Origin of the sequence: Mycobacterium neumannii (assembly GCF_002245615.1) — a bacterium.
Lineage (GTDB): Bacteria > Actinomycetota > Actinomycetes > Mycobacteriales > Mycobacteriaceae > Mycobacterium > Mycobacterium neumannii_A.
The window spans coordinates 124,507-138,509 of record NZ_NKCO01000009.1 but is presented as its reverse complement, the minus strand read 5'-3'; the positions used below and the strand labels follow the sequence as shown (position 1 = coordinate 138,509).

Here is a 14,003-nt window from a genome sequence, read left to right as displayed (position 1 = left end):
ACAGTTTCCGGTCGCTCGCGAGGTACAGAACATGACAGACGCACCCCCGACAGCGAAACAGCCCGCGCGCCGCGCGCTGGTGATGGGCCCGAGCGGGTTCGTCGGTTCGCACGTCACACGCAAACTCGTCGAGCGAGGCGACGACGTGCGGGTGTATCTGCGTAAGACGAGTTCGACGGTGGCCATCGACGACCTCGACGTCGAACGCTGCTACGGCGACCTGTACGACGAGGAAGCGCTTCGCGCGGCGATGGCCGACCGCGACGTCGTCCACTACTGCATCGTCGACACCAGATTTCATCTGAGCGACCCCGCACCGCTGTTCGAAACCAACGTCAACTGTTTGCGCCGGGTGCTCGATGTCGCGGCGAAGGCGGGCCTGCACCGGTTCGTGTTCTGCAGCACCATCGGAACGATCGCCCTCGGCGACGGAAGCCGTCCCGTGACCGAGGAGATGCCGTTCGACTGGGGGGACCGGGGCGGCGCGTACATCGAATCGCGCCGTCAGGCCGAGGAACTGGTCCTGTCCTACGCCCGCGACCGCGGCCTGCCCGCCGTGGTGATGAACGTGTCCAACCCGTACGGGCCCCGCGACTGGCAGCCGCACCAGGGGCTGATGGTGCAGTACGCCGCGTTCGGCAAGATCCCGGCCTACATCAAGGGCGTGTCCACCGAGGTCGTCGGCATCGAAGACGTCGCCGAGGCCTTCCTGCTCGCTGCCGAACGCGGCGGCGTGGGCGAGCGATACATCATCTCCGAGAGTTACATGCCGATGCGTGACATGCTCACCACAGCCGCACGGGCGGTGGGGGCGAAGCCGCCGCGTTTCGGCGTCCCGCTTCCGGTGGTGTACGCGACCGTACGGGTCGCCGGCGTGGTGGCCCGCCTGTTGCGGCGGGAGATCCCGATGAACACCACCGGGATTCGGCTGCTGCACATCATGGCGCCTGCCGACCACAGTAAGGCGTCACGGGAGCTCGGGTGGCATCCGCGGCCCACCGCCGAGTCGCTCGAACGGGCCGCGCGGTTCTACGTCGAGCAGGCACAGAAGATGTCCACGAGATGACCGATGCCGACCTCGTCGAGATCGAGGAGATCAAGCAACTGAAGGCGCGCTACTGCCGTCTTCTGGACACCAAGGACTGGGCGGCGTGGCGCACCCTGTTCGCCGATGACTTTCTCAGTGACACGTCCCCCGCCGGTGGAAAGGTGATCCGAGGCGCCGACGAGTTCGTCGCGTTCACCCGGAAGAGCTTGCGCGGCCAGGCCACGGTGCATCAGGTGCACGCCCCGGAGATCGAGCTGACATCGCCGACCACCGCGCGCGGGGTGTGGGCGCTCGAGGATGTCGTGCGCTTCGGCCCCGGTGTCAACCTGCGCGGCTACGGTCACTACCACGAGACCTACGAGAAGCTCGATGGGCAGTGGCGTTTCACGAGTTCGACGTTGACGCGGTTGCGCGAGGACGTCTTCAACGGACTCTTTGCCGTCTACATCTCCGAGCGGGTGCGCAAACTCATTGCGAAAGCCTCGCGTCGCGCGATGAAGTGAGGGCGGTCAGGACCGGATGAACTCCAGGAGATCCGGGTTGATGACGTCGTGGTGGGTGACGAACGCGCCGTGCGGATAGCCGGGGTAGGTCTTCAGAGTGCCGTTGGGCAGTAGCTTCGCCGACAGCGGACCGGAGTTCTCGTACGGCACGATCTGGTCGGCGTCGCCGTGCATCACCAGTACCGGGATGGTGATCTTCTTCAGGTCCTCGGTGAAGTCGGTCTGCGAGAAGGCGACGATGCCGTCGTAGTGCGCTTTGGCGCCGCCCATCATGCCTTGGCGCCACCAGTTTTCGATGATCGCCTCCGAAGGCTCCACTCCCGGCCGGTTGAACCCGTAGAAGGGGCCGGCCGCGAGCGAGCGGTAGAACTCCGAGCGGTTGGCGGCCAATTGCGCTTGCAGATCGTCGAACACGTCTTTGGGCAGCCCGCCGGGGTTGGCGTCGGTCTTGACCATCAGCGGCGGCACGGAACTGATCAGCACCGCCTTGGCCGCTCGCGCCTGCCCGTGCCGGGCCAGATAATGCGCCACCTCGCCGCCGCCGGTGGAGTGGCCGATGTGGACTGCGTCGTGAAGGTCGAGGTGCTCGACGACAGCGGCGAGATCGTCGGCGTAGTGGTCCATGTCATGTCCGTCGGCGACCTGCGCCGAGCGGCCATGCCCACGGCGGTCGTGGGCGATCACGCGGTACCCGTGTTGGGCGAAGAACAACATCTGCGTGTCCCAGTCGTCGGCCGACAGCGGCCAACCGTGGCTGAACACGATCGGCTGACCCGACCCCCAGTCCTTGAAGAAGATCTCGACGCCGTCGCTGGTGGTGATCGTGGGCATGCTGGCTCCTCCCGGGGAACGTCCGGCTATGCGCACTCTGCCACGCTTGCACTGCTTACGCGCGACTTCTCGTCGCGCTCGTCAGGCGTCCGACAGCGCGGGCGGTCTGACGGCGTCCGGGTCCGGGTTGGCGATCGGCAGGCCCATGAACCGGCGCGCGTTGTCGCCCATGAAGTCGTAGGTGCGACGCACGTCCATGCCTTCGGCGTACTTCCAGAAGCCCTTCGGCTCGGCGAGGCCCTCCGGATGCGGGTAGTCCGAGCCGAACAGCACCCGGTCCCAGCCGACCGTCTCGACGACGTCGGATACACAACCCTCCCAGAACGGGCTCACCCAGATGTTGCGCCGGAACACCTCGTGCGGATGCTCACCGAAGTTCTGTGGCATCTTCCGGTAGAGGTCGTCGAAGTCCTTGAACAGCGGTCCGATCCACGAACTGCCGTTCTCGACGCTGGCGATGCGCAGCTTTGGGAAGCGCGTCAGCGTGCCGTGGCAGATCAGGCTGGTGATCATGTCGGCGATCTCGCGGTGGCCGAGCACCATCCACCGGAACGCGCTCTGCGCCATGAAGTTCTGGGTGTGCGGTGGCTCCCACTGCCCGACGTAGTCGTCGAGCGGGGGATAGCTCGCGTGCAGCACGATGGGCAACCCGGCAGCTTCGACGTCGCGCCAGAACGGGTCGAACTCGGGCAGCGCCGGTGAGCGCCAACCGTGCAGTCCTCGAACCGGTCCCGGCTTCACGAGCGCGACCTTGGCGCCGTTGTCGAGGATGTACTCGAGTTCGCGTTGCGCACCGTCGACCTCGGAGAGGTTGATGATCGGCGTGGAGAAGATCCGGTTCTGGTAGTTGAAGGTCCAGTGTTCGCACATCCACTGGTTGAGGGCGTGGATGATCGCGAGGCTGAGTTGGGGATCATCGGCGGTGGCGTGCTCGATGAGGCTGGCCAAGGTCGGGTAGTTCAATGCTTCGACAACGCCCTGCCGGTCGAGTTCGACGATGCGGTCGTCGGGGTTGCGCGTCGCGGCGGGCGCTTCGATCGCCGGGCCCTGCATCTCGCGCAGCGTCAGGCCTTCGGTGTTCTCGCCGGCGAAGAACTTCTCGTGGGCGCCGGGCGCGGCGACGCGCTCGAACGTCGGATTCGGGATGAAGTCGTTGACGCGGTTGTTGATGACGATGCGGGTGTGCCGGCCGAACTTCGCGAATTGCACGGCGCGCGAGAATTTCTCGGGCAGGTACTTGGTCAGCGCGTCGGCCGTCTCGTACATGTGCTGGTCGGCGTCGAAGATCGGAGCCCCGGTGAATTGGGTCATGGTCACCTCGTCAGGATGGTCGCGGCGGCGGTTCCGGGTGCGCCGTAGAGCTGCGCGAAGCCGACCTTCGGCTCGCCGGGCACCTGGCGATCACCGGCTTCGCCGCGCAGTTGGCGGACCAACTCGTGGATCTGGCGCAACCCCGACGCGCCGATCGGCTCGCCGTTGGCGATGAGCCCGCCGTCGGTGTTGATCGGCAGCGATCCGGTGATCTCGGTGGCCCCGTCGGCCAGCAGCTTCTCCTGGTCTCCGTCGGCGCAGAAACCGCACTCGGCCATGTGGATGATCTCGGCGCCGGCATCGGTGTCCTGCAGCTGGATGACGTCGACGTCCTGCGGTGCCACGCCGGCCTTTTCGAACGCGGCTTTCGCGGCGTAGACGGTGGGTGCGACGTCCTCATCGACGGGTGCGAACGTGGTGTTCACCTCGTAGGCGCCGTACTTACGGGTACGGACCTCGACCGCGCGCAGGTACACCGGTTTGGTGGTGTAGCGCTCGGCGATGTCGGCGCGACACATCACAACGGCGGCCGCACCCTCGTCCGGAGCGCAGAACATGTACTGCGTGAGGGGATAGTTCAGCATCGTGGAGTTGAGGATCTGGTCCTCGGGGATGGGCTTGCGGCGAAACGCGTTGGGGTTCAGTGCGCCGTTGCGGAAGTTCTTGGCCGCCACCTTGGCCAGCGTCTGCTGGGAGATGCCGTGCTCGTGCAGATAGCGGTTGGCCTTCATCCCGAAGAACTGGGTGGTGAGGTACTGACCGTTCTCGGCGTACCAGCGCGGCATGCCGACCAGGGCGGGGTCTTCGGTGAACGCGCCCCGCGGATGTTTGTCCAGACCGATCGCGATGCCGATGTCGTAGTCGCCCAACCGGATTCCGTCGGCGCAGGCCTTCGCGGCGCTGGCCGCGGTGGCGCAGGCGTTGAACACGTTGGTGAACGGGATGCCCGACAGCCCGACCATGCCGACGATCGCGTCGGGGTTGGCCACCGTCCAGCTGCCCCCGGTGGCGAACTGGATGTCGCGCCACTCGAGTCCGGCGTCGGCGACGGCGGCGAAGATCGCGTCGACGCCCATCTCCATCGCGGACTTGCCTTCGAAGCGGCCGAACGGATGCAGTCCGACACCGATGATCGCCACGTCGTGCATGCCTGATCCTCTCTGGTCAACGCCGATCCGACGTGTAACTGTAACTCTTACAGTATCGTAATCGGCGTGGCGCCGGTCATCGAGAACAAGCCGACCTTCTGCCGGATCTGCGAGCCGTTGTGCGGGATGATCGCGACCGTCGAGGACGGTCGCCTCGTAGCGTTGCGGCCGGACAAGGACCACCCGCTGTCCGCCGGTTTCGCCTGCCAGAAGGGCATCGCGTTCACCGAGGTCGTCAACGATCCGGATCGGGTGACGCGGCCGCTGCGCCGCGGGCCGTCCGGGTTCGAAGAGGTGACGTGGGACGAGGCGATGGCCGACATCGCGGCCCGGCTTTCGGCGATCCTGCGCCGCCACGGCTCCGGTTCGGTCGGGTGGTACATGGGCAATCCCGGCGCCTTCAGTTACGCGCACACTTTCGCGGCGCTGTTGTTCATGAAGGGCCTCGGCCGTCACGGTCACTACTTCACCGCGTCGTCGCAGGACACCAACAGTAGGCTCATCGCGAGCCAGTTGCTCTATGGTGTGCCGACGTCGGTGCCCATCCCGGATCTCACGCGAACCGACCTCCTGGTGATGATGGGCGCGAATCCGGTTGTCTCGCATGGCAGTTTTCTCACCGCGCCGCGGATCAAGGACCGCATGCAGGACATCGTCAAGCGCGGTGGGCGCGTGGTGATTGTCGACCCTCGGCGGTCCGAGACCGCCGTGGCGTTCGAATGGCTCGGCATCGTGCCGGACACCGACTCGCTGCTGCTGCTCTCGCTGCTGCAGGTGATGTTCGCCGAAGGGCTGGTCGACGTGGCCGCGGTGAAACGGAAGGCCGACGGCGTGGACTGGCTTCGGGAGCTGTGCCGTCCGTTCACTCCGGAGTCGACTGCCGCCCAGACCGGGATCGATGCGGACAGCGTGCGGGGGCTGGCCCGTGACTTGGTGACCACACCGGGTGCGGCCGTGTACGGCAGGCTCGGCACCTGCGTCGGCAGCCACGGCACGCTGACCACCTACCTGATCGACGCGGTGAATCTGGTGGCCGGCAATCTCGACGTGCCGGGCGGTTCGGTGTTCAGCTCGATGCACACCGTCGGCCAGAAGTGGCAGAACGTCGCGATGGGCGCCGTGATGCGGCGGTCCTACCGGCGCAAGCGCTCGCGGGTCAGCGGGATCCCGAGCGCGATCGGATCGGAGCCTGGCGCGCTGATGGCCAAGGAGATCACGACCCTTGGCGAGCACCAGATCCGGGCGATGTTCGTCTCCGCAGGCAATCCTGTGCTGTCGGTGCCCAACGGTGAGGAACTCGAGGCGGCGTTCGGTGAGCTGGAGCTGTCGGTCGCGCTCGACTTCTACGTCACCGAGACGAGCGCGCAGTGCGACTACATCCTGCCCGTGACGACGATGTACGAACGCGACGATTTCCCGTATACGTTCCAGGGGTTTCAGGCCACGCCGTTCCGTCAGGCGACCGAAGCCGTGTTGGCGCCGGTGGGGGAGGCGCGAGGGGAGTGGGACATCGTCGAGGACCTGGCCCGGCGGTTGGCCGGTCGCGTGCCGGCCTTCGCGGTGTTCTCCGGTGTGCAGAAGGTTCTGCGGCTGTTGGGTTTCGAGGCGTCGCCGCGGACCATGATGGACGCCCTGGTGCGGATGTCGGAGGGCGGCGACAGGTTCGGGTTGCGACGGGGCGGGCTGTCGCTGCGGCGGTTGACCGAGCAGCATCCGCACGGCGTCGTGGTCGCGCCGAACATCCGCACGGGTGTGTTGCGCGAGGCCGTCGGTTATGTGTCGCGCCGGGTTCGGCTCGCCCATCCGGGGATCTCCGCCGAGGTGGAGAAGCTGTCGCGGCGCGCGGTGCCCGACGGCTATCCGCTGCGGATGATCGGGTTGCGCGAGCCGCGCTCGGAGAACTCGTGGATGCACAACTCGCCGCTGTTGATGCGTGGCGATCGTCGTCAGCACGCTCTGATGCACGTCGACGACGCGGCCGAGTTGCATATCGTCGACGGCGACGAGGTGCGGATCGCGTCACCGTACGGCGCCATCACCGTGCCGGTGCTGACGACGAAGGACCTCGTGCCCGGGGTCGTCGCGGTGCCACACGGCTGGGGGCACAAGGGAACTGGGAGTTGGCGGCTGGCCAACCGGGCCGGCGGCGCGAACGTCAACCAGCTGACGTCCAGCGACCCCGCCGATGTCGAGGCGCTGTCGGGCATGGCGTGGCTGACGGGTGTGCCCATCCGCGTCGAGCGGGCGTAGCTTCGCCGCGAGCGACCGCGAAATGCACACCTGTCGCGGCGCGTCCGTGGGCAGACACGGTCGCTCGCGCAGAAGAACGCTACGCGATGGCGCCCTTTTCCTTCAGCGCCTCGATGCGGTCCCAGTCCATGCCGATGTCCATCAGCACCAGCTCGGTGTGCTCGCTGGCCTGCGGCGCACGCGTCGTCTCCAGCGGCTCGTGGTTGAACTGCACTGGGCCGCGGACGACCTTGAAGGGCTCGCCCCCGTCTGCCGCCTCGACCTCGACGACCATGTCGTTGGCGAGCGCCTGCTCGTCGGTGGTCAGATCGAGGAAGCTCTGGAACGGCGCCCACTGGCCCTTCATCGTCTTCAGCCGTTGGCGCCAGTACTCGAACGGCTTGCTGCGAATCTTCTCACGAATCAAATCCACTGCGGCGGCCGCGTTTTCGATCAACGGCATCACGTCGCTGAAACGGGGGTCGTCGGCGAGCTCTGGCAGTTCCAGGTGTTCGAACGCGTCGCGGATGTATCCCGTCGGGCTGACGATGCACAGGTTGATCGTGCCGCCGTCGGAGGTCAGGTAGTTGGCCATGAACGGGTTCACGCTCGGTCCCGTCGCATCGGGCATCAGCGAGCGCATGGTCTCGCCGGTCTCCATGCCCTGTGTCATGCTGGCACCGCCTGCCCACCACGCCGTGCTCAGCAGCGAGACGTCGAGTTCGACCGCCTCGCCCGTACGCATCCGGTGAAACAGCGCGGCCGAGATCCCTCCTGCGATGTTCATCCCGCCGATCGAGTCGCCGAACGCCGGGATGCCCTGCGACAGCGCGCCGCCGATCTCCTCGGGGGTCAAGGCGTGCCCGACTCCGCTGCGCGTCCAGAACGCGGTGCCGTCGAAACCGCCGGCGTCGCGCTCGGGTCCCTTGTCGCCGTAAGCGCTGCCGCGCGCGTAGATGATGTCGGGGTTCGCGGCGCGAATGTGCTCGACGTCGAACTTGTTCTTCTGCCGTTGGGCGGGAAGATAATTGGTGAGAAAGACGTCGGAGGTCTTGGCGATCTCGTAGAGCACCTCCTGACCCTCCGGGATCGACACGTCGATGCCGACGCTGCGCTTACCGCGGTTGGGGTGTTCGATCAGCGGATGGCGATTGGGGTCGAGTTGGAATCCGCCCATGTTGATGAAGCCGCGCTGAGTGTCACCGCGCACCGGGTGCTCGACCTTGATGACGTCGGCGCCCCAATCGGCGAGGATCGCCCCCGCGGCCGGAACGAACGTGAACTGTGCGACCTCGAGGACGCGCACGCCCTCCATGACCTTGACCAAATCGGCTCCCTCGTACGTGGTGCTCCGGCTGTTGGGTAAACTTACTGTAAGCATTACAGTTAGTCGTCCCGCAAAGAGAGTCTACGAGGTGCCGGTGAGTGACGTCGACGAACGGACCGAGACCAGCATCGAGGTCGGCGAGCGCGCCGCGGGACGCGCCGAACCGCGGATGCTCATCGACGGGCAACTCGTGTCATCGGCCTCCGGTGCACAGTTCGACAACCTGAGCCCGGCCACCGGCCGACTGCTGGGGAGTACGGCCGCCGCCGAAGCCGAGGACATGGATCGTGCGATCGCGGCCGCCCGCCACGCCTTCGACGAGACCGACTGGACCACCAATCGACGCCTGCGCGCGCGGTGCCTCGATCAGCTGCAGGCCGCGATCGAAGCCGAACAGGAAGAGCTGCGCGAGGAGCTGATCGCCGAGGTCGGCTGTCCGGCGATGACAACCCAATCCGCACAATTGAATTGGCCGTTGGCAGACGGCTTACGGTACCCCGCGCGCCTGATGCTCGACTTCGAATGGGAGCGCACGCTCGAGGGCGGTGGACTCTTCGGTGACCGGAACGTGCGCACTGTCGTCAAGGATCCGGTCGGCGTCGTCGCGGCGATCACCCCGTCCAACTTCCCGATCGAGGTGATCCTCAACAAGCTCGGACCCGCACTCGCAACCGGCAACACCGTCGTGCTCAAGCCCGATCCGAACACGCCGTGGAACGCCACCCGGCTCGGCAGGCTCATCGCCGAGCACACCGACATCCCACCCGGCGTCGTCAACGTGGTGCCCACCCCGTCGAACGACGTGGCCGGCCTGCTCGGCACCGACCCGCGTGTCGACATGATCTCGTTCACCGGCTCCACCGCCGTGGGCAAGCTGCTCATGCGGCAGGGCGCCGACACCATGAAGCGGATGTTCCTGGAACTCGGCGGCAAGTCGGTGTCGATCGTGCTCGACGACGCGCCACCCGCGGCGATCATCGGATCCGCGGTCGGGGTCTGCGTTCACGCGGGACAGGCATGTGCTGCGACGACGCGCATGCTGGTGCACCGGTCGCGCTACGACGAGGCCGTCGACACGATCACCGCGGCCTATCAGGCTGTGCCGGTGGGGGATCCGGTCAATCCCGACACCCTGGTCGGGCCGGTGATCAGCGCGGCGCAGAAGACGCGGGTCCTCGACGCGATCGAGCAGGCGCGCGCCGATGGCGCCGAGATCACCGCGGGCGGCGGTTCTGTCGCCGATCTGCCCGAGCATCTCGCGAACGGACACTACGTGGCGCCCACGGTGATCGTCGGCGTCGACAACAGCGCGGCGATCGCTCAGCAGGAGGTGTTCGGCCCGGTGCTGGTGGTGCTGCCGTTCGATGACGACGACGAGGCGGTGCGGATCGCCAACGACAGCGCATACGGATTGGCGGGCGCCGTTTCGTCGCGCTCACTGGAGCGGGGGATGGCGATCGCCCGTCGCATCCGCACCGGTTCGTTCGGGGTCAACGGCGGCATGTTCTACGGGGCGGATGCGCCGTTCGGCGGCTTCAAGAGCAGCGGTGTCGGACGGCAGTGTGGCGTCGAGGGTTTCGAGCAGTACCTCGAGACGAAGACGGTGGCCTACCGGGCGCCGAAGACGGGTGCTACGCCGCCGCGATGATCGCTTCGGCGTGGTCAAGAATGCTGTCGAGGATGTAGCCGAAGTCGATGTCGTCGGCGAACCCGATGTAGCGGCCACCGTCGTCGCGCTGGGCGGGGAAGCCCTCGGTGCGTTCCTGGAGTCGCTCGAGAACCACCGAACCCCGGATGTGCACCGAGATCGCGCCATACGTCTCGGCCGCCTGGTCGACGGTGAGCCCCGCTTCGACCAGTGCCCCGATCGGCTGCCCCAGTTTCTGCAGCGCACCGTGCATCGCCCGGTGTCCGTACTGCCCGCGGATCAACACCAGATCGCAGAGGATCGGGTCAGCGCGGAACCGCTTGCGCATGGTCAAGGCGTGATCGCGCAACGACTCTCGCCAATTCGACGCCGAGATGGTCGGCACCGTGAACTCGAACCGCTCCAACGCCCGGTCGGTCATCGCGTCGAGAAGATCGTCCTTGCGGCGGAAGTACCAGTAGATGCTGGTGACGCCGACGCCGAGGTGCTTGGCGAGCTGCGGCATGCTCAGGTTCTCGATCGAGACCTCCTGTGCGACCTGCAGTGCGCCCTCGAGGATCTCCTCGGCACTGATCGAGCCGCGGTCACGGCGCTGGCGGGTACGGCCGCTCGCGGCTTTGGCCACGGATCAGCCGACCGGATCGAACGTCACGGGGAGCGCGGTGGGTGACCGGAAGGGCTGACCGGCGATGTGTGGGTTGTCGTCGGTGACGAGTTCGATGTTGGTGAGCCGGTCCAGCAGGCATTCCAGCGCCACCCGGGTCTCCATGCGTGCCAGATGCAGACCCATGCAGGTGTGCTCACCCGCGGCGAAGGAGATGTGCGGTATCCGCTTCCGGAAGATGTCGAACTCCTCGGAACGCTCCCAACGGTTCTCGTCGCGGTTGGCCGATCCGATGCATACGTCGATCACCGAACCCTCGGGGAGAATGACACCTTCGAGTTCGGTCTCCTCGGTCGCGTAGCGCTGCACGGTGGTCAACGGCGTCTCGAACCGCAGGCCTTCTTCGATGGCCGGGCCGATGAGCTCCCGGTCGGCCTGTACTGCGGCGAATTGTTCGGGACGGGTGAGCAAGAGGTACAGCAGGTTTCCCGACGACCGGTAGGTGGTTTCCAGGCCGGCGGGAAGCAGCAACCGCAGGAACGAGTAGATGGACTCGTCGCTGAGTTTCTCGCCGTCGATCTCGGCGGTGACCAAGTCACCGATGATGTCTTCGGTCGGCTTGGACCTGCGCTTGTCGATCTGCGCCAGAAAGTAGTCCTTCAGCGCGGCGGACGCCTCGAATGCGCGCTTGTATCGGACGTGGTAGCTGATCAGTTCGACGGCCCGCTTACGAAACCATGGCAGGTCGTCCTCGGGCAGGCCCAGCAGCTTGGAGATGACGCGGGTCGGGAACTCGAACGTGAAATCCCGAACCAGGTCGGCGCGCCCGTCGTCGATGAACTCGTCGATCAGCGCGGTGACCACCGGGCGGACGACCTCGGGTTCCCAGCGCGCCAACGACTTCGACTTGAACGCCGAGGACACCAGGTTGCGGTGGTCCCAGTGCTTCTTGCCCTCCATCGCCAGGATGGTCGGTCCGATGAACAGGCCGATGGTGTTGTCGTAGATATGTGAGTTGAAGACCTTGCCGTCGCGGAAGACTCGGTTGACGGCGTCGAAAGACACGGCCGCATACAGGTTTTCCGGCATCGCCTCCGGCGCCTGGGACCAGTCCATGACGCTGCCGCGAAACACGCCGCTGGTTTCCCGCCGCTTCTGCGCGAACAAGGGGTAGGGGTCTCGCAGCAGGTCGAAGGTCTCGTCGACCGTGACATCCTGTACGGGGCTATCCACGGCTGATCTCCATCGTCTGATCCGGACAGGTAACCTGCATGGGTACTGTAAAGCTTACAGTATAGGGCTACGTGACGATAGTTCCTGTTCTCAGAGCTGCACTGGTGCGCCCGCGAGCATCGAGATGATGAAGCCGGCGTCGACCTGGAGGTCCTGGCCGGTGATCCACCCGCGTCCGGGGCGCCGAGAATCCTTGGAGCCGGGTGGACGAAATAGTGCCGCCTCGGAGATCAAAATCGGCTAATTCTGGGCGACGCGCCCTGGTCGGTGGTTCACTTCCCTGGTTCAGTGTGACTCAGTCAGCTCATATGATGATTCCTGAACGTGAGGAGTGACCATGGACAACGCGCGTGTCGCCGCGGCGGCGATCACCGCAGCGGCGATGGGACTGTGCGGCATTGCGGCATCGACGGTGGCGTCCGCGGAGACGTACGGCATCGAGCTCGAGGGCGACTTTGCGGTGACCTCGGATGGAGATAGGGCAAAGACGAACAGCGTTTACTTCGACCAAGCTACGGTGAACAGCATCTGGACGATATCTTCGACCTGTTCGAGCCCGACTGCATGCACGGGCGAGGTCACCAGTGATCGAGGTTGGACCGCGCCCCTTGAATACACGGTCGACCGCTGGATCGTGCGCCGAACTATCGAGAACTGGGTGCCTTGTCCAGACGGTACGGCGGCCCCCGGGGCTCAGATGTTCATGTTCTATCCAGTCGACGCCAGCGGCCTCCGGAAACCGGAATCAAACATCTTGACCGGCTCCGACACCACGAAGGGACCCAGTGGAGCTTGCGGCACCAACGCCAGGGTCGTCATCACGATGCCGCTGCACATGCGAAAGCTCGCCTGACTGTAAACGCTGCGCCCGCTCGGTAGCCGTACTGGATGCCGCATCGACATCTTCCAGCGACGCATCGGCAACCGACGGCAGCCAACGGCCGGTTTCCGAACTCCTGCTCAGAAAATCCGAGTTTGGCCCTCGATGGCTGGAACTGTCTCAGGGAGATGGTAGGTCGCGATGCCGTTGCCGAACATCACGGCTTCTCTTGCGTGCTGCGGCAGGTGCTTGACGAGCCAGCGTGGATCGTCGAACGTCCAGTGCGGGTAGTCCGAACTGAACATCAAGATCTTCTCGCATTCCATCCACTCGAGCGCCTTGGTGAGCTCAGTCTTATCCTCGGGGTAGTCAAGTGGCTGGGTGGTGAACTTGATGTGGTCCTTCACATAATCGGAAGGTCTCCGCTTGATGTCCATCCAGGACTTGCGGGCTTCATAGATGGCGTCCATCCGCCACATCAGCGGCAGAATCCAAGTAAAGGCATGCTCGATGAATACGATTCGCAGCGTGGGGAATCGGTCGAAAACCCCGTCGAAGATCAGGCTCATCACCTGATTGGCCGCCAGCAATGAATAGGTGACCATGAAATCGTGGTTATAGCTGGGGAAGCCCACCGGTGGCTGCGGGAGCTCCTCATGCTGGCCTCGTCCTAAATGGCAGCTCACGGTGATGTCATGTTTGGTGGCCGCGTGCCACACGGCGTCATACTTCGGGTCTCCCCATGACGGCCGCGGCTCGGCGTTGATAAGGATCTGTGCCATGTAAGGGTGGTCGGCCCAGCGCTCGATCTCGCGGGCCGCACCTTCAGGGTCTTCGATCGCCACACAGATGGAGCCTCGCCAACGTTCGTGCCAGTTGTTGTGGCTATCGAGCCAATGATTGGCCTGCCAAGTGTTATTCGCATAGCAGATGGCTGCTGTCGCTTCCGCCAAGCGGCAGGATGCGTGAATTGGTTCGAGAACGGCTATGTCGGCGCCGGCCTCCATAATCAACTGCTTGAAGGCAAGATCGGGGTCGCTGCCGGCGAACTCGCCGTCGGAGGGGAACGCGTCCACTCGCATTGCGGATGCGTGTGCGTAATCGGGTGCGTCATAGAAGATTTGCTCACCCGCCTTCCGCGTCAAGAAGTAGCTGCTACGCCACGGCTCCGGTATGTACTGAATCAGCTCGCCACTGCGTGGCGCCGGATGCACATCTGAGTCGACACACCGAACGGGTATCCGTTCGCTTGGAGCGACCCGTTCCTGGATTTGTCGCGTGGCCATCGCCGTCCCTACCCT

Annotated in this window: 12 protein-coding genes; 5 read left to right on the top strand and 7 right to left on the bottom strand. The window is 65.3% G+C overall.

What is annotated here, in order from left to right; translation table 11 throughout:
* The first annotated feature begins 31 nt into the window (after positions 1-31).
* Positions 32-1,066 carry an NAD-dependent epimerase/dehydratase family protein gene (locus tag CEX88_RS13070; protein ID WP_064401631.1) on the top strand — a complete coding sequence of 345 codons (1,035 nt, stop codon included), beginning with the start codon at positions 32-34 and terminating at the stop codon, positions 1,064-1,066.
* On the top strand, positions 1,063-1,551 hold the full coding sequence (locus CEX88_RS13065) for a nuclear transport factor 2 family protein (protein ID WP_094293795.1): 489 nt from the start codon (positions 1,063-1,065) through the stop codon (positions 1,549-1,551). Before CEX88_RS13070 ends, CEX88_RS13065 begins: the two co-directional genes overlap by 4 nt.
* A gap of 6 nt (positions 1,552-1,557) precedes the next feature.
* Here CEX88_RS13065 and CEX88_RS13060 read toward each other — a convergent pair whose 3' ends face one another.
* The 3 genes from CEX88_RS13060 to CEX88_RS13050 form a co-directional block, all read right to left on the bottom strand.
* The gene (locus CEX88_RS13060; protein ID WP_064414419.1) at positions 1,558-2,382 is read right to left on the bottom strand and encodes an alpha/beta fold hydrolase; all 825 of its coding nucleotides are present in this window, start codon (positions 2,380-2,382) and stop codon (positions 1,558-1,560) included.
* Between the two features lie 81 nt (positions 2,383-2,463).
* Positions 2,464-3,693: an amidohydrolase family protein gene (locus CEX88_RS13055; RefSeq protein ID WP_094293794.1), complete on the bottom strand. Its 1,230-nt coding sequence runs from the start codon at positions 3,691-3,693 to the stop codon at positions 2,464-2,466.
* Between the two features lie 2 nt (positions 3,694-3,695).
* A complete protein-coding gene (locus CEX88_RS13050; RefSeq protein WP_094293793.1) occupies positions 3,696-4,841 on the bottom strand; it encodes a thiolase family protein in 1,146 nt (381 codons plus the stop codon).
* 66 nt (positions 4,842-4,907) lie between these two features.
* Between CEX88_RS13050 and CEX88_RS13045 the strand changes: the two genes are divergently transcribed.
* On the top strand, positions 4,908-7,091 hold the full coding sequence (locus CEX88_RS13045) for a molybdopterin-containing oxidoreductase family protein (protein WP_094293792.1): 2,184 nt from the start codon (positions 4,908-4,910) through the stop codon (positions 7,089-7,091).
* A gap of 79 nt (positions 7,092-7,170) precedes the next feature.
* Here CEX88_RS13045 and CEX88_RS13040 read toward each other — a convergent pair whose 3' ends face one another.
* Complete coding sequence (locus CEX88_RS13040) at positions 7,171-8,385, bottom strand: CaiB/BaiF CoA transferase family protein (RefSeq protein WP_094293791.1); 1,215 nt, start codon at positions 8,383-8,385, stop codon at positions 7,171-7,173.
* A 106-nt stretch (positions 8,386-8,491) separates the two neighbouring features.
* Between CEX88_RS13040 and CEX88_RS13035 the strand changes: the two genes are divergently transcribed.
* Complete coding sequence (locus tag CEX88_RS13035; RefSeq protein ID WP_094293844.1) at positions 8,492-10,045, top strand: aldehyde dehydrogenase family protein; 1,554 nt, start codon at positions 8,492-8,494, stop codon at positions 10,043-10,045.
* On the opposite strand, the gene CEX88_RS13030 is transcribed toward CEX88_RS13035, so the two are convergent.
* Both CEX88_RS13030 and CEX88_RS13025 read right to left on the bottom strand, forming a co-directional pair.
* Positions 10,029-10,670 carry a TetR/AcrR family transcriptional regulator gene (locus CEX88_RS13030; RefSeq protein WP_094293790.1) on the bottom strand — a complete coding sequence of 214 codons (642 nt, stop codon included), beginning with the start codon at positions 10,668-10,670 and terminating at the stop codon, positions 10,029-10,031. The genes CEX88_RS13035 and CEX88_RS13030 overlap by 17 nt on opposite strands.
* Positions 10,671-10,673: 3 nt before the next feature.
* Positions 10,674-11,882, bottom strand: a complete 1,209-nt coding sequence (locus tag CEX88_RS13025; protein ID WP_094293789.1) for a cytochrome P450 — start codon at positions 11,880-11,882, stop codon at positions 10,674-10,676.
* Between the two features lie 337 nt (positions 11,883-12,219).
* On the opposite strand from CEX88_RS13025, the gene CEX88_RS13020 reads away from it, so the two are divergent.
* Positions 12,220-12,735: an Rv2253/PknI dimerization domain-containing protein gene (locus tag CEX88_RS13020; RefSeq protein WP_094293788.1), complete on the top strand. Its 516-nt coding sequence runs from the start codon at positions 12,220-12,222 to the stop codon at positions 12,733-12,735.
* 107 nt (positions 12,736-12,842) lie between these two features.
* Here the strand turns inward: CEX88_RS13020 and CEX88_RS13015 are convergent, their stop codons facing one another.
* Positions 12,843-13,988, bottom strand: a complete 1,146-nt coding sequence (locus CEX88_RS13015) for an amidohydrolase family protein (protein WP_094293787.1) — start codon at positions 13,986-13,988, stop codon at positions 12,843-12,845.
* Positions 13,989-14,003 lie beyond the last annotated feature (15 nt).

Bases quoted from the DNA above. Each gene is read 5' to 3' on its own strand.
- CEX88_RS13070 (WP_064401631.1), top strand. From the start codon at position 32: ATGACAGACGCACCCCCGACAGCGAAACAGCCCGCGCGCCGCGCGCTG.
- CEX88_RS13065 (WP_094293795.1), top strand. From the start codon at position 1,063: ATGACCGATGCCGACCTCGTCGAGATCGAGGAGATCAAGCAACTGAAG.
- CEX88_RS13060 (WP_064414419.1), bottom strand. From the start codon at position 2,382: ATGCCCACGATCACCACCAGCGACGGCGTCGAGATCTTCTTCAAGGAC.
- CEX88_RS13055 (WP_094293794.1), bottom strand. From the start codon at position 3,693: ATGACCCAATTCACCGGGGCTCCGATCTTCGACGCCGACCAGCACATG.
- CEX88_RS13050 (WP_094293793.1), bottom strand. From the start codon at position 4,841: ATGCACGACGTGGCGATCATCGGTGTCGGACTGCATCCGTTCGGCCGC.
- CEX88_RS13040 (WP_094293791.1), bottom strand. From the start codon at position 8,385: ATGGAGGGCGTGCGCGTCCTCGAGGTCGCACAGTTCACGTTCGTTCCG.
- CEX88_RS13020 (WP_094293788.1), top strand. From the start codon at position 12,220: ATGGACAACGCGCGTGTCGCCGCGGCGGCGATCACCGCAGCGGCGATG.
- CEX88_RS13015 (WP_094293787.1), bottom strand. From the start codon at position 13,988: ATGGCCACGCGACAAATCCAGGAACGGGTCGCTCCAAGCGAACGGATA.